Annotated in this window: 19 protein-coding genes; 10 read left to right on the forward strand and 9 right to left on the reverse strand. The window is 62.7% G+C overall.

Annotation, left to right across the window (positions count from 1 at the left end):
• Window positions 1-27 precede the first annotated feature (27 nt).
• Window positions 28-1,431, reverse strand: coding sequence for an aminotransferase class V-fold PLP-dependent enzyme (locus JQ863_RS08005; protein ID WP_204113769.1), 1,404 nt, complete (start codon window positions 1,429-1,431; stop codon window positions 28-30).
• A 105-nt stretch (window positions 1,432-1,536) separates the two neighbouring features.
• Between JQ863_RS08005 and JQ863_RS08010 the strand changes: the two genes are divergently transcribed.
• The 5 genes from JQ863_RS08010 to arsJ all read left to right on the forward strand — a co-directional run bounded on the left by JQ863_RS08010 (window position 1,537) and on the right by arsJ (window position 5,915).
• Entirely contained in the window at window positions 1,537-2,004 is a 468-nt protein-coding gene (locus tag JQ863_RS08010; RefSeq protein ID WP_204113770.1) for an Lrp/AsnC family transcriptional regulator, read from the forward strand.
• A gap of 96 nt (window positions 2,005-2,100) precedes the next feature.
• Window positions 2,101-2,433: an ArsR/SmtB family transcription factor gene (locus tag JQ863_RS08015; protein WP_204113771.1), complete on the forward strand. Its 333-nt coding sequence runs from the start codon at window positions 2,101-2,103 to the stop codon at window positions 2,431-2,433.
• Window positions 2,434-2,481: 48 nt separating this feature from the next.
• The gene (gene arsB, locus JQ863_RS08020) at window positions 2,482-3,534 is read left to right on the forward strand and encodes an ACR3 family arsenite efflux transporter (protein WP_204113772.1); all 1,053 of its coding nucleotides are present in this window, start codon (window positions 2,482-2,484) and stop codon (window positions 3,532-3,534) included.
• Between the two features lie 35 nt (window positions 3,535-3,569).
• Window positions 3,570-4,580: an ArsJ-associated glyceraldehyde-3-phosphate dehydrogenase gene (locus JQ863_RS08025; protein ID WP_204113773.1), complete on the forward strand. Its 1,011-nt coding sequence runs from the start codon at window positions 3,570-3,572 to the stop codon at window positions 4,578-4,580.
• Between the two features lie 99 nt (window positions 4,581-4,679).
• Window positions 4,680-5,915, forward strand: a complete 1,236-nt coding sequence (gene arsJ, locus JQ863_RS08030; RefSeq protein WP_204113774.1) for an organoarsenical effux MFS transporter ArsJ — start codon at window positions 4,680-4,682, stop codon at window positions 5,913-5,915.
• Here arsJ and JQ863_RS08035 read toward each other — a convergent pair whose 3' ends face one another.
• Entirely contained in the window at window positions 5,916-7,574 is a 1,659-nt protein-coding gene (locus tag JQ863_RS08035; protein WP_204113775.1) for an adenylate/guanylate cyclase domain-containing protein, read from the reverse strand. It lies immediately after the preceding gene.
• 155 nt (window positions 7,575-7,729) lie between these two features.
• Here JQ863_RS08035 and lepA point away from each other — a divergent pair, with 155 nt between their 5' ends.
• Together lepA and JQ863_RS08045 are read left to right on the forward strand one after the other, a co-directional pair.
• Window positions 7,730-9,529, forward strand: a complete 1,800-nt coding sequence (gene lepA / locus JQ863_RS08040) for a translation elongation factor 4 (RefSeq protein WP_204113776.1) — start codon at window positions 7,730-7,732, stop codon at window positions 9,527-9,529.
• Between the two features lie 885 nt (window positions 9,530-10,414).
• The gene (locus JQ863_RS08045; protein WP_204113777.1) at window positions 10,415-10,807 is read left to right on the forward strand and encodes a hypothetical protein; all 393 of its coding nucleotides are present in this window, start codon (window positions 10,415-10,417) and stop codon (window positions 10,805-10,807) included.
• Between the two features lie 965 nt (window positions 10,808-11,772).
• Here JQ863_RS08045 and JQ863_RS08050 read toward each other — a convergent pair.
• Window positions 11,773-11,910: a hypothetical protein gene (locus JQ863_RS08050; protein WP_204113778.1), complete on the reverse strand. Its 138-nt coding sequence runs from the start codon at window positions 11,908-11,910 to the stop codon at window positions 11,773-11,775.
• Window positions 11,911-12,105: 195 nt separating this feature from the next.
• Here JQ863_RS08050 and JQ863_RS08055 point away from each other — a divergent pair, with 195 nt between their 5' ends.
• Window positions 12,106-12,291: a CTP synthetase gene (locus tag JQ863_RS08055; RefSeq protein WP_204113779.1), complete on the forward strand. Its 186-nt coding sequence runs from the start codon at window positions 12,106-12,108 to the stop codon at window positions 12,289-12,291.
• On the opposite strand, the gene JQ863_RS08060 is transcribed toward JQ863_RS08055, so the two are convergent.
• Window positions 12,288-13,061, reverse strand: a complete 774-nt coding sequence (locus JQ863_RS08060; protein ID WP_204113780.1) for an alpha/beta fold hydrolase — start codon at window positions 13,059-13,061, stop codon at window positions 12,288-12,290. The genes JQ863_RS08055 and JQ863_RS08060 overlap by 4 nt on opposite strands.
• A gap of 73 nt (window positions 13,062-13,134) precedes the next feature.
• Between JQ863_RS08060 and JQ863_RS08065 the strand changes: the two genes are divergently transcribed.
• Window positions 13,135-13,509 carry a hypothetical protein gene (locus JQ863_RS08065; RefSeq protein WP_204113781.1) on the forward strand — a complete coding sequence of 125 codons (375 nt, stop codon included), beginning with the start codon at window positions 13,135-13,137 and terminating at the stop codon, window positions 13,507-13,509.
• Here the strand turns inward: JQ863_RS08065 and JQ863_RS08070 are convergent.
• On the reverse strand, window positions 13,448-14,347 hold the full coding sequence (locus JQ863_RS08070; RefSeq protein ID WP_239113235.1) for a DUF817 domain-containing protein: 900 nt from the start codon (window positions 14,345-14,347) through the stop codon (window positions 13,448-13,450). The genes JQ863_RS08065 and JQ863_RS08070 overlap by 62 nt on opposite strands.
• Before the next feature lie 175 nt (window positions 14,348-14,522).
• Entirely contained in the window at window positions 14,523-15,818 is a 1,296-nt protein-coding gene (glyA, locus tag JQ863_RS08075; RefSeq protein WP_204113782.1) for a serine hydroxymethyltransferase, read from the reverse strand.
• A gap of 192 nt (window positions 15,819-16,010) precedes the next feature.
• On the opposite strand from glyA, the gene JQ863_RS08080 reads away from it, so the two are divergent.
• Window positions 16,011-16,772 (forward strand): NAD kinase, encoded by a 762-nt coding sequence (locus tag JQ863_RS08080; RefSeq protein WP_204113783.1) that lies wholly within the window; start codon window positions 16,011-16,013, stop codon window positions 16,770-16,772.
• Window positions 16,773-16,792: 20 nt separating this feature from the next.
• Here the strand turns inward: JQ863_RS08080 and JQ863_RS08085 are convergent, their stop codons facing one another.
• The 3 genes from JQ863_RS08085 to JQ863_RS19595 all read right to left on the reverse strand — a co-directional run bounded on the left by JQ863_RS08085 (window position 16,793) and on the right by JQ863_RS19595 (window position 19,971).
• A complete protein-coding gene (locus tag JQ863_RS08085) occupies window positions 16,793-17,326 on the reverse strand; it encodes a cysteine dioxygenase family protein (protein WP_204113784.1) in 534 nt (177 codons plus the stop codon).
• Window positions 17,327-17,486: 160 nt separating this feature from the next.
• Window positions 17,487-18,764, reverse strand: coding sequence for a hydroxymethylglutaryl-CoA reductase, degradative (locus JQ863_RS08090; protein ID WP_275411517.1), 1,278 nt, complete (start codon window positions 18,762-18,764; stop codon window positions 17,487-17,489).
• Window positions 18,742-19,971, reverse strand: a complete 1,230-nt coding sequence (locus tag JQ863_RS19595; protein WP_204113786.1) for an adenylate/guanylate cyclase domain-containing protein — start codon at window positions 19,969-19,971, stop codon at window positions 18,742-18,744. Before JQ863_RS19595 ends, JQ863_RS08090 begins: the two co-directional genes overlap by 23 nt.
• Between the last annotated feature and the right edge of the window lie 18 nt (window positions 19,972-19,989).

Below are 19,989 nucleotides of genomic sequence, written 5' to 3' on the forward strand. Positions count from 1 at the left end.
CTGATTTCTGTCGGGAAAACGGCCCCCTCAGGCCGCCATCGCGCCCCGTCCCTTGGCAAGGGCGGGAACGGATTGAAGAATGAAATCAACGGTTTCGTCGTCCATGAGATAGGACAGGTTCAGCCGCACGAAACCCGGTTTCGACGTGGTGTCGCCGGACAGGATGCCGGCGCGGATTTTGTCGGACAAGCCGTCGTCGATCGCCAGCAGGTGATGCACATATGGCCCGGCGCAGGAACAGCCGCCCCGCGCCTGTATGCCGAAATGGTCGCTGAGGTCGGTGGTGAACTGCACGTGGTCCAGCCGGTTGCCATCCGGTCCGCGCGGCACGAAGGACAGGATCGGCAGACGCTCCGCGCGGTCCGCCGCCAGAAGGCCGATGGCCGGATCATCGCCCCAGGCTGCCATGGCGCGGGCGGTCAGGGCGGCATTGCGCGCGGTGATGAAATCCTGGCCAATCACATCCTTCACGATCAGCGCAAGCGCGGCGCGGATGTCGCCGATCACGTTCGGGGTACCGCCTTCCTCGCGTTGTTCCAGCCGCGAAACATAGTCGTGGCGGTGGGCGTTCACGAAAGCCACGGTGCCACCACCCGGGCGGCTGGGGGTGGTGGCGCTGACGGTGTCCCGGCGTACGATCAGCACGCCGCTTGCGCCAGGGCCGCCGATGAATTTGTGCGGGCTGAGGACGATGGCGTCGATCGCGCCGAATGCCGTCATGGAAACCGGAAGATAGGGACCGCCGCCCGCGTAGTCCCAGACAATCCGCGCGCCTGCGGCCTTGGCCACTTTGGTCACCGCCGCGACGTCGGTGCAGACCCCGGTCACATTGGCGGCGGCGGAAAAGGCGCAGATCACCGGACCGTGGGCCGTGCTGCGGTCCAGTTCGCGTTGCAGGTGGTCAAGGTCGACGCCGCCGCCCCGGGCCTCGGCAATCTCGACCACCTGTGCGCCGCTTTCGCGCCACGGCAGCAGGTTCGAGTGATGTTCGTATGGTCCGTGCAGAACGGTGACGACCTCGCCCCGCGCCACCGCATCCTTGATCGAGAACAGATGCACCAGCTGGTTCAGCCCCGAAGTCGCGCCTGCGCCCGAGAAGATGACGGCATGGGTGTCGGCCTCGGCTCCGCATTTCGCCGCGATTACGGCGCGCGCCGCTTCCCGCATCCGGGTCATGGTCGCGCCGCAGAAGCTCTGTTCGGTGTGGCTGTTGGCATAGAAGGGCAGGACCTGTTCCATCACGAACTCCTCCACCTGCCGCAGCGCCCGGCCAGAGGCGACATAATCCGCATAGACCAGTTTGCGCGGCCCGAACCGGCCATCGAATGTGCGGTCCTTACCGATCTGCCCGGCGGCAATGGCGGCGATGGGATCGGGCTGGTCGCGCAGGGTGGCTTCGAACCGGGCAAGGGCGTCTGTGGTGTGGGGCATCGGGTGGTCCTGTTCTTTTCTGGCAAGGAAAGTAACCACCAAGGGGCGCGGAATCTTCACAATATTTGATTGTAGATTTGCCATTTTTGTGTCAAATGATCTGATATGGCGGAAAAACTTGATGATATTGATCGACGTATCCTCGACGTGCTGCAACGGGATGCCTCTCTGTCGCAGCGCGACATCGCCGACCGGGTGGGCCTGTCGCAGAACGCGCTGTGGCGGCGGCTGAAGCGGCTGGAAGAGACCGGGATCATGTCGGGCGCACGCATGCATCTGGACGCCCGCGCGTTGGGGCTGGACCTGACCGTCTTTGTCATGGTGCGCACGCGCAATCACTCGATGGAGTGGTCCGAAGGGTTTCGCAAACATGTCGCCCGCATCCCGCAGGTGCAGGAGATGCACCGGATCGGCGGCGACTGGGACTATATGCTGAAGGTCGTCACGACCAATATGGCCGGGTATGACGCCGTCTATCGCCGCCTGACCACAGGCTATGAGCTGGACACGGTGACGGGTTTCTTCTCGATGGAAACGATGCTGGAAGACCGTCCGCTGGACCTGCATGCGTGATACCTGGCCCCGGCCCGCCACCTGTCACAAAAATTTCACGGGTTCCGATGCAGTTCAGGCTTGAGGTGACTCAGAAACTTCCATAATTCGTGAACTATGGATAAATCAGACGCCCTTTCCGCCTTTGCCGCCCTGTCGCAACCCACGCGCCTGGACGCGTTCCGCCTGTTGGTGGCCGCCGGGCCGGATGGCATGAGCGCAGGCGAGATCGCGTCGGCGCTGGACACCCGGCAGAACACGCTTTCGGCAAACCTGTCGGTGATGCTGAATGCCGGGCTGGTGAAGAACCGGCGCGAGGGGCGCTCGATCCGCTATTTCGCCGATACCGACGGGCTGCGTGCGCTTCTGGGATTTTTGCTTGAGGATTGCTGCGGCGGCCAGCCGGAACTCTGCCAACCTCTGATCGAAAACATTGCCTGCAAATGCTGATGGGGCACCCGGGGCGGTAACTCGCGTCGATAAAGGATGGGACACAGAATGTCAGATGCATCAACGCGTGCCGAGGCCGGGCTGGGTACATTCGAGCGGCTGTTGTCGTTCTGGGTGGCGCTGGCGATTTTGACCGGGCTGGGGCTGGGCAGCATCTTTCCAGACGTTTTTGCGACAATGGCCAGGTGGGAGGTCGCCTCGGTCAACCTACCGGTCGCGGTGCTGATCTGGGCGATGATCTTTCCGATGATGGTGGGGGTGGATTTTGCCTCGTTGGCCCATATCGGCGAGCGACCAAAGGGGCTTGCCATTACGCTTGTGGTCAACTGGCTGGTCAAGCCCTTCACCATGGCGGCGCTGGGGGTTCTGTTCTTTGAACATGTCTTTGCCCAACTGATCGCGCCGGAGGATGCGCAGGCCTATCTTGCCGGTGTCATCCTTTTGGGTGCAGCGCCCTGCACGGCGATGGTGTTTGTCTGGTCAAACCTGACCCGAGGTGACCCGACCTACACGCTTGTTCAGGTCAGTGTGAACGACGTCATCATGGTGTTCGCCTTTGCACCGATTGTCGCCTTCCTGCTGGGCGTGGCTGATATCGAGGTGCCGTGGGGAACGTTGATCCTGTCGGTGGGGCTGTATGTGCTTCTGCCCCTTGCCGCGGGACTGGTCACGCGCGGACGGTTGGTGAAGCGGGGCGGAGAGGCCGCGGTCAGAGATTTCAAATCAAAGGTGGCCCCGGCATCCGTTGCGGGGCTTCTGATGACGGTGGTTCTGTTGTTTGGCTTTCAGGCTCCGGTGATTTTGGCGCAACCGTTTGTCATCCTGTTGATTTCCGTGCCGCTATTGATCCAGTCCTATGGCATTTTCTTTCTTGCCTATGTCTGGGCGCGGGCTTGGAAAGTTCCGTTCAACGTGGCTGCGCCCTGCGCGATGATCGGGACGTCGAATTTCTTTGAGCTGGCGGTCGCAGTGGCCGTTTCGCTGTTCGGACTGGGATCGGGCGCGGCCCTGGCCACGGTTGTCGGGGTGCTGGTCGAAGTCCCCGTCATGCTGTCTCTTGTTGCGTTCGCCAATCGGACGCGCAGTTGGTTTCCGGGCTAAGCCGATGTTTGGCCCGTCTTTGTGAGGAAAAGAAAATGACACGCATTGCTATTAACGGTCTGGGACGCATGGGAAAACTGGTGTTGCGCCGGTTGATCGACCAGGGCTGCGGCGGAGAGATCGTCCTGCTGAACGACCCCGCCGCCACGCCCGAGGTTCACGCGCATCTTCTGGAATTCGACACCGTCCATGGCCGTTGGGACGCCACCATCAGCCATGGTGTGGACACGATGCTGATCAATGGCAACGAGATGCAGTTCTGCCAAAGCCGGTCGCTTGAGGAACTGCCGCTTGAGGATATGGACATCGACCTTGTGATCGACTGCACCGGTGTCTTCAAATCCGAAGCCAAGCTTGCCCCCTATTTCGCCGCCGGGGTGAAGAAGGTCGTCGTGTCGGCCCCGGTGAAAGAGGCATCCGTCGCCAATATTGTTTATGGCGTGAACCATGACAGCTTCGATCCGGCCATCCACCGGATCGTGACGGCGGCCAGCTGCACCACCAACTGCATCGCGCCGGTGGTCAAGGTGATCCACGAAAGCCTTGGCATCGAACAGGCCAGTTTCACCACGATCCACGACGTCACCAATACACAAGTGATCGTCGACAAGGCGCACAAGGACATGCGGCGGGCACGCTCGGCGCTGAACTCGCTCATTCCGACGACCACCGGGTCGGCCAAGGCGATCATCCAGATCTTCCCCGAGCTTGCGGGCCGGATCGACGGCCACGCGGTTCGGGTGCCGCTTCTGAATGCGTCGCTGACCGATATCGTGTTCGACGTCCGCCGCGACACTGACATCGACGAGGTGAACGCCCTGTTCGAGGCCGCGTCCAAGGGCGGTCTGGCGGGCATTCTTGGCTATGAGACCCGGCCTCTGGTCAGTGCCGATTACACCGATGACGACCGATCGAGCATCGTTGATGGTCCCGCCACGATGGTGGTGAACAAGCGGCAGGTAAAAGTCTTTGCCTGGTATGACAATGAATGGGGCTATGCCTGCCGGTTGGCGGATGTGGCCAATATGGTGATGGCGACGCTGTGATCATGCCCTTGGCCCGGTGGCACACCGGGCCGCGCCCAACCTCCCCCTGGGAGGGCGCATTCGCACCCTTCCGAGGTCGGACGCGCCCCTGAGAGACCGATGAGCAAACCTGAAAACTCCCTTTCCGCCTATATCGCCGTAACCGCCGCCTATTGGGCCTTCATGCTGACCGATGGCGCGCTGCGGATGCTGGTCCTGTTACATTTCCACACGCTGGGCTTCTCAGCCGTGCAGCTGGCCTATCTGTTCCTGCTCTATGAGCTGATGGGCGTTGTTACCAACCTGTCGGCGGGCTGGATCGCGGCGCGGTTCGGGCTGACTTCGACGCTTTATGGCGGGCTTGCGATCCAGATCGTGGCGCTGGTGGCGCTGGCGCAGCTTGATCCGGGCTGGGGGCTGACGGCGTCGGTGGTCTACGTCATGGTGGTGCAGGGGCTTTCGGGGATCGCCAAGGACCTGTCCAAGATGTCGGCGAAATCAGCGGTGAAACTGCTGGCCCCGTCGGAACAGGGCGGGCTGTTCCGCTGGGTGGCGGTGCTGACCGGGTCGAAAAACGCGGTCAAAGGCTGTGGCTTTCTTCTCGGCGCGGTGCTGCTGGCGCTTTTGGGCTTCACGGCGTCGGTCTGGGCCATGGCCGCGGCTCTGGGGCTGATCCTGATCGCGGTCATTGCTTTCATGCCGCCGGGCCTGCCCACGGGCAGGAAATCCGCCAAATTCTCGCAGGTCTTCTCAAAAGACGCCAATATCAACCGTCTCAGCCTTGCGCGGATGTTCCTGTTCGGCGCGCGCGACGTCTGGTTCGTGGTTGGCATCCCGATCTACTTCTATGCCGTTCTGTCCGACGGGTCCGAGGCCGGGAACCGCGCCGCCTTTTTCACCATCGGCAGTTTCATGGCGGTCTGGACCATCCTTTACGGCTTCGTTCAGGGCATCGCGCCGAAACTGCTGCGGGCCACGACCCGCACGACGCCCGAGATCGTCCATGCCGCCGTCCTCTGGGTCGGGCTGCTGACCCTGATCCCGCTTGCGCTGTCGCTGGCGGTTCTGGCCGACCTGCCGCACCTGACCGTTATCCTTGTACTGGGTCTTCTGGTCTTTGGCTTTGTATTTGCGGTAAATTCCTCGGTTCACAGCTACCTGATCCTGGCTTTCACCAGTGACGAGCGGGTGACGATGGATGTGGGTTTCTACTATATGGCCAATGCCGCCGGGCGTCTGATCGGGACGCTGCTGTCGGGGCTGTCCTACCAGATCGGCGGGCTGCCGCTCTGCCTGTTCACGGCAGCGGTGATGGCCGGGGCAAGCTGGCTTGCGGCGCGGCGGCTGAAGGGCTGATCAGACCGGGTCGGCCATCGGGTGTGTCGCGTCATTGACCCATTGGAACGCGTCCGGCAAGCGCAGCCGCTGCATGGTCACGCTTGGCCCTTTTTCGATCGCCGCTGCCGCGTTGCGTGATGCGTCCCGCCCGGTCGTGTCGCCCGCCTTGTCGCAGGCCAACGCGCGCAACAGGTGCAGCCCGCGGTCGCCGGGGTTGAGATAGGCCGCTTCCGTCGCCAGCTGCGCCGCGCGCTCGAAATCACCGGCGCAAAGTTCCAGCCGCGTGGCAAAGGCCAGGCGGAACACCTTGAACGGGTCTTCGGTGGCACTCAGGGTGTAGCCGGCAAGATACTCCCTCGCTTCATCGAACCGCTTTTCGAAAAGCGCAATCGCCGCCTGCAACTCGATCACGCCAAGGAAGCCGGGATTGATCTCAAGCGACCGGGCCACGTCGAACTTGGCCGCGGCCACGTCGCCCAGCATCCGAAACCGGAACCCGCCACGCGCCCAGAACACGTAGTCGCTGTGCGGCATTTCCTCGACCGCGAAGTCGAAGTCCCGCGCCAGCGACGCCTGAAGCGCCGGGTCGGGATCGGCAAATTCGATGGACCAGCGGTTCAGAAGCTGCTGCGCCCGCATCGCCAGCGCCATCGGATCACGCGGCGACAGCGCCACCGCCCGGTCCAGCGCCGCCAGCCCGCGTTTCCAGCTGTCGATATCCTGATTGAAGAACAGCTGCGCCGACCGCGCCCTCAGCTCGCTGACGCTGAGCTGGTCGTCCTTCAGATGCGCCAGCCGGTCGCCGTCATGCCGGATCGTCTGCATGCGGATATCGACCTCGGCGCGGCGCAGGATGTCGTCGGTGAAGGCAAAGACATCCGTCGTGTCGCCTTCGTAGGTGCCGGACCAGATGGTCGACATGTCCTCGCGCAGGATCAGGCTGAGGTTGAAGCGCCCACGGCTGCCCGCCATCCGCAGGCGGCCCCGGACCAGAAACACCGTCGGCGTGCGCGGGTCGGCGGCGGTGTTGACGGTCTTGACCCCGGTCCGTTTCATCGAATGCTGGATCAGCCCGTCATGGATATCCTCGGCCACCGCGCGGGCATCTTCGGTGTCGGGGGCGCAGGTGACGGCGTCAAACCCGATCGAGGGCAGGGCGCCCGCATCCGGCGCGGTGACAAGGTTCGCAGGCCGCCACTGATAAAGCCGCATCGGGGCCGCGATGTTCTTGAGCCGGAACACGCCCGCGTCCGACAGTTCCTTCTGGCGCGCCTCGGACAGCTGGCGGAACAGATCCTCGGACATCATCAGCCCGCCGGGGGGCGCTTCGGTCTCGATCCGCTGGGCGATGTTCACGCCCGCGCCATAGAAATCATCGTCATCCTCGACAATCTCGCCGATGTGACAGCCGATGCGCAGCTTGATCGTGTCGTGATCAACAAGGGCCGACTGGACCTCTTCGGCGCAATTGAGCGCCGCCTCGACGCCGGGAAAACTCAGGATCCACCCGTCGCCCATGCGCTTCAGAACCTCGCCGCCATGGTTGGCGGCAACCGGTTCAAGCCGCTCGCGTTTGAGTTCCTGCACCGATTTCACGGCCAGCGCCTCGTCCCGGCCCATCAGGGCGGAATAGCCGACAAGGTCGGCACACATCAGGATTGTCAGGCGGCGGCGCATCGGGTCATTTCCCCTGTCTTTGGTCCAAGTTAGGTGACCCGGCAGGGTGTGGGAAGGGCATCACGGCAAATTATGCTCAATTCATGCGGCCGGGGCGAGCAAGCTTGCATCAACCCACCTTGACCAAACCCGCGTTTCACAGCATATCGCCATCCATGACAAACCTCGCCCATATCCGCAATTTTTCCATTGTCGCCCATATCGACCACGGGAAATCCACGCTTGCCGACCGCCTGATCCAAGAGACCGGGACGGTGCAGGATCGTGACATGAAGGAACAGCTGCTTGACTCGATGGATATCGAGCGCGAGCGCGGCATCACGATCAAGGCCAACACGGTCCGCATCGACTATAAGGCGGATGATGGCGAAACCTATGTGCTGAACCTGATCGATACCCCCGGCCACGTCGACTTTGCCTATGAGGTCTCGCGGTCCATGCGCGCGGTCGAAGGCTCGCTTCTGGTGGTGGATTCGACCCAAGGGGTCGAGGCGCAGACCCTGGCCAATGTCTATCAGGCCATCGACGCCGATCACGAGATCGTACCGGTCCTGAACAAGATCGACCTGCCCGCATCCGACTGTGACCGCGTGGCGGAACAGATCGAGGACGTGATCGGCATCGATGCCTCGGGCGCGATCCAGGTTTCGTCCAAGACCGGGCAGGGCATCCACGAGACGCTGGAAGCCATCGTTCAGCACCTTCCCGCGCCCAAGGGCGACCGCGACGCGCCGCTGAAGGCGATGCTGGTCGACAGCTGGTATGACGCCTATCTCGGCGTGATCGTCCTTGTCCGCATCATGGACGGCGTCCTGAAAAAGGGCATGCGCGTCAAGTTCATGTCGAACAATACGCTGCACCATGTCGACCGGATCGGCGTGTTTCGCCCGGCGATGCAGGTCATTGACGAGCTTGGGCCGGGCGAGATCGGCTTCCTCACCGCCTCGATCAAGCAGGTGCGCGACACCCGCGTCGGCGACACCATCACCAATGAGCGCAACGGCACCGAGAAACCGCTGCCCGGCTTCAAACCCGCGCAGCCGGTGGTTTTCTGCGGCCTGTTCCCGGTCGACTCGGCCGAATTCGAGGACCTGCGCGACGCCATCGACAAGCTGGCCCTGAACGACGCCTCGTTCAGCTTCGAGATGGAGACCTCGGCCGCGCTGGGCTTTGGTTTCCGCTGCGGGTTCCTTGGTCTCTTGCACCTTGAGGTGATCCGCGACCGGATCGAGCGCGAATATGACATCGAACTGATCACCACCGCGCCCAGCGTGATCTATCACGTCTATATGCGCGACGGCGAGATGATCGAACTGCACAACCCCGCTGACATGCCGGACCTCTCCAAGGTCGACCACATGGAAGAGCCGCGCATCAAGGCGACGATCCTTGTGCCGGATGAATACCTGGGCGACGTGCTGAAACTGTGCCAGGACCGGCGCGGCATCCAGATGGACCTGACCTATGCCGGGTCACGGGCGATGGTTGTCTATGACCTTCCCCTCAACGAAGTTGTGTTCGACTTCTACGATCGCCTGAAATCGGTAACAAAAGGTTACGCCAGCTTCGACTACCAGATGACCGGCTATCGGCAGGACAACCTGGTCAAGATGCAGATCCTCGTGAACGACGAACCCGTCGACGCGCTGTCGGTCATGGTCCACCGCGACCGCGCCGAGATGCGGGGCCGGGCCATGTGCGAGAAGCTGAAAGAACTGATCCCGCGCCACATGTTCAAGATCCCGATCCAGGCGGCCATCGGCGGCAAGGTCATCGCGCGCGAAACCCTGTCGGCGCTCAGGAAGGACGTGACCGCAAAATGCTATGGCGGCGACGCCACCCGGAAACGCAAGCTTCTGGACAAGCAGAAAGCGGGCAAGAAGAAGATGCGCCAGTTCGGGAAGGTGGACATCCCGCAAGAGGCGTTCATTTCCGCGTTGAAGATGGACAGCTAGGGCTGTCCGTTTTCCCCTTTGTGACCCCGAAGATTCGCGTTGCGGCTTCCGCTGCGCGCGCTGGCGTCTTGCCGGATTGATCTCATGCGCCTGCTGAACAAGCGGCCGTTGCGCTGTGACGGAGACCGATATGTCAGCCTCTGTGTCCTGTTTTCGGCAAGAGGTCGTGGGCCTGTGTTCGATTTAAAGTCCCAAAAAGAAACGATTTTCTGGGATATTTGACCCCGGAAACAGAGCGTTTCTATATTACCTACAGTCGTAGTTGTTGCCGTTTTGACACGTTTGACGTGTGCGGTGCTAAAAGATGCCTCTCAGATGCCACTTTCGCGTGCACAATTGGGTCCCGCTACCGGAGGAGTGGAGATGACGTTCCAAGGCACGCGATACTTTTCGAGATCAGGTCGGACACCCGGCGGTCGAATTGTTGCAACGTGCTGCGCAGATCATCTTCGGTCACCCGGACTGGTAACCGCCGGTCCGTCTGACAAAACGGCGCAGACGCGCCACGGCGCCCCCCATTTCTGGGGTGTCCGCAAGGTAGGCTCCTCCATTTTTCAAAAAGTGAAAGGAAGACTTCTATGTGGAAGGCGACTGTAACAAGTATTGCACTGGTGACGTCCTTGGGTCTGGCAGAGCCAGCCATGGCAAACACCCAATTTACAACCCCGATCATCGAGCAGGTCCGTTCTGACGGGTTCGTGGTTGCCAGCATGAAAAAGCACTGGAATGGACAGTATACGATCTATTCCTACAACACCGATTATTTGCGAGCGACGGTTGTTGACGGGAAAACCGGGGCGATCCTCAAGGACGAGTTGACGCGGCGCAATCAGGAAGCTGATCTTTCGTTTGCAAGTGCCAGCGGCGTTACACCCAGCGATCCCAGTGGCGGCGGGACGGGCGGCACTGGTACCGGGACTGGCGGTACTGGCACAGGATCGGGCGGCACCGGAAGCGGTGGCACAGGATCGGGCGGCACTGGAAGTGGTGGCACAGGATCGGGCGGCACTGGAAGTGGTGGCACAGGAAGCGGTGGCTCTGGCGGCAGCGGTGGCTCTGGAAGTGGCGGCGGCTCTGGCGGCAGCGGTGGCTCAGGAAGTGGCGGCGGCTCTGGCGGCAGCGGTGGCTCAGGAAGTGGCGGCGGTGTTGACGTTGCGGGCAATGTTGATGCCAGCGCTGGCGGGAGCGGCGGCTCTGGAAGTGGCGGCGGTGTTGACGTTGGGGCCAGTGTTGATGGTGGCGTTGACGGCGGTGGCGTTGAAGCCGACGTTGGTGTGAACGCCGACGTTGGTGTGACCGTCGACTGACGCATTGCTTTTCAAGCGAAACACGACAGCCCGGCCCAACCGCCGGGCTGTTTTCTTTGAGCGGGCCAAGCAAAGTCGCCCCCTGCGGTCGTCGTTAATCCGCGACAGCTCGCGGTTTGCCCGCAGTTATTGACGGCAATCGCGCATCCGCAGCACAGCGCCAACCCCTTCCACCATCACGACAATTCAAACTTATCCACAGGAAATCCCCATTTAGTTCCAATAACTTACCCCCAAGAAATTTCACAAAACCGTCATTTTTTCCTTGCCCGACTCACCCCGGATCAGCCAGCCTGAGATCAACGCAAGGGGTCGCAAGACCCGGAGCGGGACGCGGAAGGTCTCTCGGGGCTTGAGCGGGGACGGGATAGGTTACACCGAACCGGCCTTGCATTGACGGCACCGGGACACTGGCCGAAACGCCGCTTCCTTTCGGGGGAGTTGCGGGAAGGCAGTGGAAAAGCCACCGCGTGGGCCGATGGGTGAGGCTGCGTTCGCGCAATGTCATGTGTCGGCTGGGGGGGACGGATCGTTGGTACGCCAAATGTATCCGAAGCCCGCTGCAAGGGTTCATTGAACCTGAGCAAACCGAATGGACCTGTCCTCGGGCGGGGAAATTCATCGAAGGCGTCAGGGATGTGGACCTGTTCCACGCTGCAAAGACCGCGTCTGAGCACCTGGCGCCTTCACCTATTTTGGGGGACGCATACAGGCAGTTTTTGCTCACGGAACAGTCGCACGGGCCATTCGGATTCGGACCCCGGTCTGGATCACGAACCACCGAAACGAGACGGGCCCCGGAGGTGCAACACCTCCAAGGCCCGTGCGTCAGTTCTGCATACCGCGTCTATGCACCTGTGACGCCATCCCTAGCGGTGTGCATCCGCAAAATCAACAAGATATTGACGTTCGTGCCACGGGTCGGTCCGGGGCGTGTCAGAATTGCTTCTGCACCTTGGTCGCCGTGTCCGAGATGATGTCCCCGGCCTTGCCCACATCCTTGCCGACACCCTTTGCCGTCTCGCAGGCGGTCAGCGCCAGAAACGCCGTCAGAAGTACCAGAATTCGCGTCATGTGTCGCGTGCCTCCTCGATTGCGTTCTTGTCCTAATCCTCGTTGGTTTCCCGCGCAAGTCCCCGGACATGAATGCGCCGCCAATCCAGATGCATTCCAGATGCGGCGGCCGGGGGCTGGCGGGTTGACGTGGATCATGGTTCGGGGTCGCAACCGCGCTAGTGTGCCGCCTGTCGTCAACACCCGGGGGCCGCCATGTTCCGGCTTGCATCCATTCTGCATCTTTTCATCGGATCGACCCTGTCGGGCGTCGGAATCATCCTGGCCCTGACCACCGGGATGACCACGGTGACCGCGATTCTGGGATTTGCGCTGATTGGCTTTCTGGCCGCCTTTCCCGTGGCTTACCTGATCGCAAAGAAGATCTACGAAGACGGCTAGGCAGCGTCGATCCGGTGCAGCCAGTGACGGACCGAGGCGATGAACTCCGCCGGTTTCTCGGCGTGCAGCCAATGGCCGGCGCCATTGATCCGGGCAAAGCGCGCCTTTGGAAACAGGGTCTTGATGGCCGGGCGGTGGGCGTCGGTCACATAGTCCGATTGCGCGCCCGACAGGAACAGGGTGGGGCCGTCGAACTGTCCATCCAGATCGGGGAAGCCAAGGATGCCCGGCATGTCACGTTCCAGCACATCCAGGTTCAGCCGCCAGCGCTTTTGTTTCAGGTCCAGCGATTGCGTGAAAAAGGACCGCAGCGTCGGGTCCTCGACCCCGGCACGCTCAAGCATGGCCAACGCATCCGAGCGCTTTTCGACCCTGTTCAGATCAACCGCGCGCATGGCGTCGATGAACTGCACCTGGCTGTGGGAATAGGCCACGGGCGCGATATCGGCAACAATCAGCGAGCGCAGCAATTCGGGATGTTCAATCGCCGTCACCATCGATGCCTTGCCCCCCATGGAATGGCCCAGAAGGTCGACGGGCGCGCCAAAATGGGTGATGACTTCGGCAATGTCTGCCGCCATGTCCGCGTAGGACTGGCTGTCCTCGCGCGGGCTGTCGCCATGGTTGCGATGGTCCAGCGCCACCACGCGGCGGTCCTCGGACAGGCGTTTGGCAACGACCCCCCAATTGCGGGCCGAGCCGTAAAGCCCGTGCGCGATCAAGAGGGTGGGTTTGTCGGTCTCGATACCGGTTTCGATGAGGTTCAGCATGGAATGTCCATAACCCGGTTGCCGCCCCGCGACCAGTCCCGCTAGAGTGGTCAATGCCAAGACGGAGCGCCTTATGTTGACCCCCGACGATCTGGACCGCAAGGAACAGGCCCTGTGCCAATTGGCGCAGGAGAAATTCGGCGTCAGCGCGCAATCGGCCGAGGGCGCGATGCGCAAGATCGGTCGCCGGGTGCCCAAAAGATTGCAAGAACAGGCGCGGGTGTTCACCGATGCCCTGGCCCGCGCGCAGCATCCCAAGCTTCGGATGATGACGGATCAGGGCGCGGTCGAGGCCGCGTATAGGGACGTGATGGCCCATCTGAAAAAGATCGACCCGAAGGACCGCCGCAACGGGCTGATCCTGTCGACCGCGGCGATGGTGGTGTTCAACCTGATTGCGGTGGCGACACTGCTGGTGATCGTGCTGGTACAGCGCGGGTTTCTGTAAGCGGTTTTGATGACAGCGCATCGCGGAACACCACGGTCACGGTGACGAAGCTGACATAAAGCAACAGGTACCAGCTGCCCATCTTGGCCAGCGACACCCATTCGCCCGGTGTCTGTCCCGTGTAGAGCCAGATGCGGGTTGCGGTGCCGACATTCTCGGCCAGCCACAGAAAGACGCTGGACAGGAAGGCGGCCAGCGGCAGCGGCATCCAGTAATCCCGCACCCCGACGTGAAACCAGATGCGGGTGCGCCAGAACAGGACCACCGTGGCGACGAACAGGATGTTGCGGATGTCGGGCAGGAAATGGTGGGCAAAGAAATTGACATAGATCGCGGTGGCCAGAAGAACCGTCGCCCAGAACGGCGGATAGGGCGCAAACCGCATGTCAAACGACCGGATCACCCGCGCCATATAGCTGCCGACCGAGGCATACATGAACCCCGAAAACAGCGGCACATCCCACAGCTTCAGAACGCCCGCGCCGGGATAGGCCCAGCTTCCGGCATGGACCTTGAAGATTTCCATCGCCGTGCCAGTGAGGTGAAACAGCAGGATGACCCGCGCCTCGCGCATCGATTCCATCCCCGTTGCAAGGAACAGAACCTGAAGCCCCAGCGCATAAAGAAACAGCGCGTCATAGCGCGCCAGCGCCCAGCCCTCCTGCCAGATCCGGTCGGTGACGATCATCGCGATCAAGAGAAGCCCGCCAAACAGCGCCGCCCAGCCCTGTTTGAGGAAAAACATCACCAGTTCGGCGATGGCGAAAGGAAGCCGGGCGCGCATCCAGTCGCCAAGGGCGCGTTCAATGCGGCGGGTGTTTGAGGTCTGCTCGTTCATCCGAACAACAAGACACCAAATCCAAAAGAAATCTAGCACTTCACTGGTTCCAAATACCCAAATCAGGCTCACGAAGTGAGCCATGCCCAACCCGTCAGGGGCGGGAGAACTCCCGCGCAAAGAAAAACCGCCGCCCGGGATGGGGCGGCGGTCTGATTTCAGCGTGCGACGTGGATCAGAGGTTGGGGTAAAGCGGGAAGCGCGCGCAAAGTTCCGCGACTTCTGCCTTTACCTTCTCTTCGACCGCACCGTTGTTGTCTTCGCCATTCGCGGCCAGCCCGTCGACAACCTCGACGATCCAGTCGGCGATCTGGCGGAACTCGACCTCGGTAAAGCCGCGGGTGGTGCCGGCGGGGGTGCCAAGGCGGATGCCCGAGGTGACCATCGGTTTTTCCGGGTCAAACGGGATGCCGTTCTTGTTGCAGGTGATGTGGGCACGGCCCAGGGCCTTTTCGGTGGCGTTGCCTTTCACGCCTTTGGGGCGCAGGTCGACCAGCATCACATGGGTGTCGGTGCCGCCGGTGACGATATCCAGGCCACCTTTCATCAGCTGATCCGCCAGCGCCACGGCGTTCTTGCGCACCTGCTGCTGATAGAGTTTGAACTCGGGGCGCAGCGCCTCGCCAAAAGCAACCGCCTTGGCCGCGATCACATGCATCAGCGGACCGCCCTGAAGACCCGGGAAGATGGCCGAGTTCACTTTCTTGGCGATCGCCTCGTCATTGGTCAGGATCATGCCGCCGCGCGGACCGCGCAGGGTTTTGTGTGTCGTGGTGGTGGCGACATCGGCATAAGGGAAGGGCGAGGGATGTTCGCCCGCTGCCACGAGACCGGCAAAATGCGCCATGTCGACCATCAGATAGGCACCAACCGAGTCGGCGATTTCGCGGAACTTGGCAAAGTCGATCTGGCGCGGGATGGCCGAGCCGCCTGCGATGATCAGCTTGGGCTGATGTTCCTTGGCCAGCGCCGCGACCTCGTCATAGTCGATGCGGCTGTCCTGCTTGCGCACGCCATATTGCACCGCGTTGAACCACTTGCCCGACTGGTTCGGGGCGGCGCCGTGGGTCAGGTGACCACCCGAGGCCAGGTTCATGCCCAGGATCGTGTCGCCGGGCTGGATCAGCGCCATGAACGCGCCCTGGTTCGCCTGGCTGCCCGAGTTCGGCTGAACATTGGCAAACTCGCAACCGAACAATTCCTTGGCGCGGTCGATGGCCAGTTGCTCGGCCACGTCGACATACTGGCACCCGCCATAATAGCGCCGACCCGGATAGCCTTCGGCATATTTGTTGGTCATCACCGAGCCCTGCGCCTCCATCACGGCGGCCGAGACGATGTTCTCGCTGGCGATCAGTTCGATCTCGTCGCGCTGGCGGCCCAGCTCATCGGTGATCGAGCCGAACAGCTCGGGATCACGGGAGGCAAGGCTTTCGGTGAAGAAACCGGGGTCACGGGGGGCTGCGGTCATGGGTTCGCGCTCCTGAACAGGATTGAGGTTGGCGGCTTGGTAAAGGAAAGGATCGTCCAAGAAAAGTGCCGAAAGCGACGCAAGCACCGATCAGTGCGTCAGGGGTGGCGCATGTGGTGAACTTGTGCTTCGATCGGAAACAAGAACCGCAGATAAGGACCCCGCCCGTCACGCCGGGGCCGGGGCAGGGACATGACGCAGAAAATCGCCTTTCTCGCCAGCGAGACGCCGGTCGCCCAGACCGCCCGCGCCGCCCTGATCGGGCGCTATGGCAATTGCACGCCGGAACAGGCGGACGTGATCGTGGCCCTTGGCGGTGACGGGTTCATGTTGCAGACCCTGCACGGCACCCAGGCGCTGGACACGCCGGTTTACGGCATGAACCGGGGCACGGTCGGCTTCCTGATGAACGAGTTCAGCGAAAGCGACCTGCCCGACCGCCTGATCGCCGCCGAGGAAGAGGTCATCAACCCGCTTTCAATGCGCGCCACCTGTGTTGACGGCACCGAACACGAGGCTTTGGCGATCAACGAGGTCTCGGTCCTGCGGGCGGGGCCGCAGGCGGCGAAGCTGCGGATCACCATCGACGGGCGGCTGCGGATGGAGGAGCTGGTCTGTGACGGCGCGCTGATCTCGACGCCCGCAGGGTCCACCGCCTACAACTATTCCGCCCACGGGCCGATCCTGCCGATCGGGTCGGATGTGCTGGCCCTGACCGCGATCGCACCGTTCCGCCCGCGCCGCTGGCGCGGGGCGCTGGTGCCGAAATCGGCAAATGTGGTTTTCGAGATCCGCAATCCCGCCAAACGCCCGGTCATGGCCGAGGCCGACAGCCGGTCGGTGCGCGACGTGGTCCGGGTCGAAATCCGGTCCGAGATGAGCGTCGCCCACCGCATCCTGTTCGACCCCGGTCACGGGCTGGAAGAACGGCTGATCCGCGAACAGTTCGTCTGAGCCGCACTTCCCGGGCGGGCCTAGCTGGAAAAGCGGGCACGCACCTGTGCGATATCCAGTTGATGTTCGGTCAGGCCCTCAGGCTCCCATTCGCTGCGCTCCGCTTCGAAAAAATCGCCGCCATAGACATGCAGCGCCGCCGTCAGCCGCGGAATCGGATTGGTGACGGAATGAATGATATCGGGCCCCATCGGGCAGACATCGCCGGTCGTCAGGGCGCGGGCGCCGGCGGCTTCGATCAGCCCATCGGGGTGGTCCTTGATCCGGCGCCAGAAGATATTGTCCTCGCGGCCTCCGTAGATTCCGATCACGGCCCACATTTCATGGTTGTGGGGCGGGATCGTCGTCGAGGGTTTCCACGCGAGGTTCAGGATTGTCAGATCGGACGACTGATAGAGCGGCGTGATCCCCGGCTCGGTCGGTTCGCCCAATGCGCTGAGAATGCCCGACGGATCGGCCATCTCGCGCCGCACCAGCTCTGCAACGGTCTTGTGGCTCGGGTCCTTGTCGACAGCGGAACGGCAATCGGCGATGAACGTGTCGAGATCAAACATGTCGTTTCCCCCCTGCGCCATGATAACACAAATTGGCCCAAAATGCCCCCGGCAGGCTTGCCCCGCTCTTGATGCCTTCGCGCGGGGGCGGTTGCCGCATCGTCAGAACAACAGGGTCAGCCCCCGGCGTTTGCTGCGAAACCCCAGGGAAATGCCGTTGTCAGGTATCGCTCAGCAGGCTGCGCGCCACGTCCTCGCGGATTTCGCCTCGTGAGATCATGGCCTGTGCCACGCGGTCGATCTGGTCTCCGGTGGCGCCTGCGGTGATCGCGACGTTGCGCGCATGCAGCCCCATGTGACCGCGCTGGATGCCTTCTGTTGCCAGCGCACGCAAGGCCGAGAAGTTCTGTATCAGCCCGACGGCGGCAATCACGCGGCCCAGACGGTCGCCATTGGGCGATCCCATGATCTTTAGCGCCGCCTGCGCTGTGGGGTGGGCGCGGGTGGCGCCACCGACGATGCCGACGGGCATGGGCAGTTCGATCTCTCCCATCAGGTCGCCATTTCCAAGCTTATGATAGCGGGTCAGCGGGCCATAGCCATCCTTTGCGGCAAAGGCATGGGCGCCTGCTTCAAGCGCGCGGGTGTCATTGCCCGTGGCCAGCGCCACGGCCGAGGCGCCGTTCATGATACCCTTGTTATGGGTCGCGGCGCGGTAGGGGTCGGCATGTGCGAAAGCCCAGGCCGAGACGATGCCATCCACCGTGTCGTTGCCGATGACCGCCGCGGGCCACACGGCGCGGGCACGCACAAGGCGGCGGTCGGCGAGGTTTGAAAGGATACGCAGCCCCACCGTGCCGCCGGTCAGCTGCGCCAGCATGGGCGCGACTTTCTCGGCCATAGTGTTGACCGCATTGGCCCCCATCGCGTCGCGCACATCGACAATCAGGTGGACCACGAGGAACGGCCCCGCGACACGTGGTTCGATCTCGACACAGCCACCGCCCAACCGGACCAGCATCGGGTCGCATGCGTTGCAGGCGGCGATGATCTGTTCCTGCGCGGCGTTCAGCGCCGCAATGCCTGCCGCCATGTCCGGCACGTCGCACAGCTGCACCTGCGCGATCATCCGGGGCGGGTCGGCCTCGGTTGTGACGCCGCCCGCATCGCGGCAGGCCCGCGCGCCGTTACAGACCGCCGCCACGACCGAAGCCTCTTCGGTGGCCATCGGCACCAGCACGTCCGTCCCGTCAACGGTCAGGTTGGTGGCCACGCCCAGCGGGATCGACATCACGCCGATCACGTTTTCGCTGAGGTGGTCGGCCAGGTCGCCGTCACACGCGGCGCTTGCGGTCAGGTGGTCAATGTCGGCCTGGGGCAGGCCGGTGGCTTCGGCGACACGGTCCAGCCGTGCAGTGCGGGGCAGGTTGTGGAAACCCGGCAGTCTCGAATTGGTCATGTCAGTCCTTCGCGCGTCAATCCAGCGTGAACAGTTCATGCCGTTCCGCGACGCCGCGCAAGCGGTAAGTGCCCAGCGACACCAGTTCCGAACGCGCCTGAAGGTGCGGACGCGCAACGCGGGCCGAGATCACGATCGGCTGATCGACATGGGCGCACATGCCACAGAGCCGCGAGGTGGTGTTCACCGCCGGGCCAATCACGGTGAAATCAAGCCGGTTGCGCCCGCCGATATTGCCATAGGCGACGTCACCGGCATGCAGCGCCATGGTACAGCCCGTCACGGGCAGCTGTTCGGCGGCGCGGCGGGTGTTGGTTTCGGCCATGCCGTCGCGGATTGCCAGAACGGTGTCCAGCGCATCGCGGCCCGCCTCAAGTTCTGTATTGTCGGCAAAGACCGCCAACAGACCGTCGCCGATGAATTTCAGCACATTGCCGCCGCGCGCCTCGATCAGATCGACCACCATGCCGTAATAGTCGTTCAGCATGTCGATCAGCGCGTCGCCCTCAAGCGTTTCCGACAACCGGGTGAAGCCCGAGAGGTCAAACATCATGATGACCGCGCCGATCCGTTCCGTGGTGCCGCGCAGGATTTCGCCGCGCATCACCCGGCGGCTGGCGTCATTGCCCAGATAGGCGCTGAGCAGGTCGCGGGCCATGCGGTAATTGGCGTTGGATTTCAGCGCCAGCCCCAGAACTGGCAGGATGGCGCGCAGGTCGGCGATGTCATCCTCCGCGAACCCGCCGGCGCGGTCCGTGGTCCATGACGCCAGAAGCCCCATGGCGCTGGCGACCGGGTCGGCCTCTTGTCCCGGCGCGTTGCGGGTCTGGTCGACAAAGCGCAGTTGCTGGGCAAAATACTCGGTTGCGCCCTGTGCCAGCATCTCGTCGAACATCGGGAATTCGAAGGGTTGCAGGTCGGGCGCGATGGGGCGGCGCAACTCTTGCTCGTCGCCCTCGACCAGAACCTTGAGCGGGCTGGCATCCCAGCCCGTCTGGATACTGGGGTCGCGGATGTATTCCTCGTTCTGGACGCCTTCGATGCGTTTCCAGCGATAGGCCACGCCGCCGATGGTCGGGTGCTGGGCGCGCATCGACAGGTTGCAGCGCAGGATCGGCAGGCCGGCGGCCAGAAGCCGCTCGCAAAACGGTTCGATCAACGTGTCAAACGGGGTGCCGATCACGCCATGATGGGTGATCCAGTCACAGATTCCGGCGATCCGGTCGCTGCGGCGGGGCGGCGTCACACCGCCCCCGCCAGAGAT

Source organism: Shimia biformata (assembly GCF_016888515.1).
In the GTDB taxonomy this organism is placed as follows: domain Bacteria; phylum Pseudomonadota; class Alphaproteobacteria; order Rhodobacterales; family Rhodobacteraceae; genus Shimia_A; species Shimia_A biformata.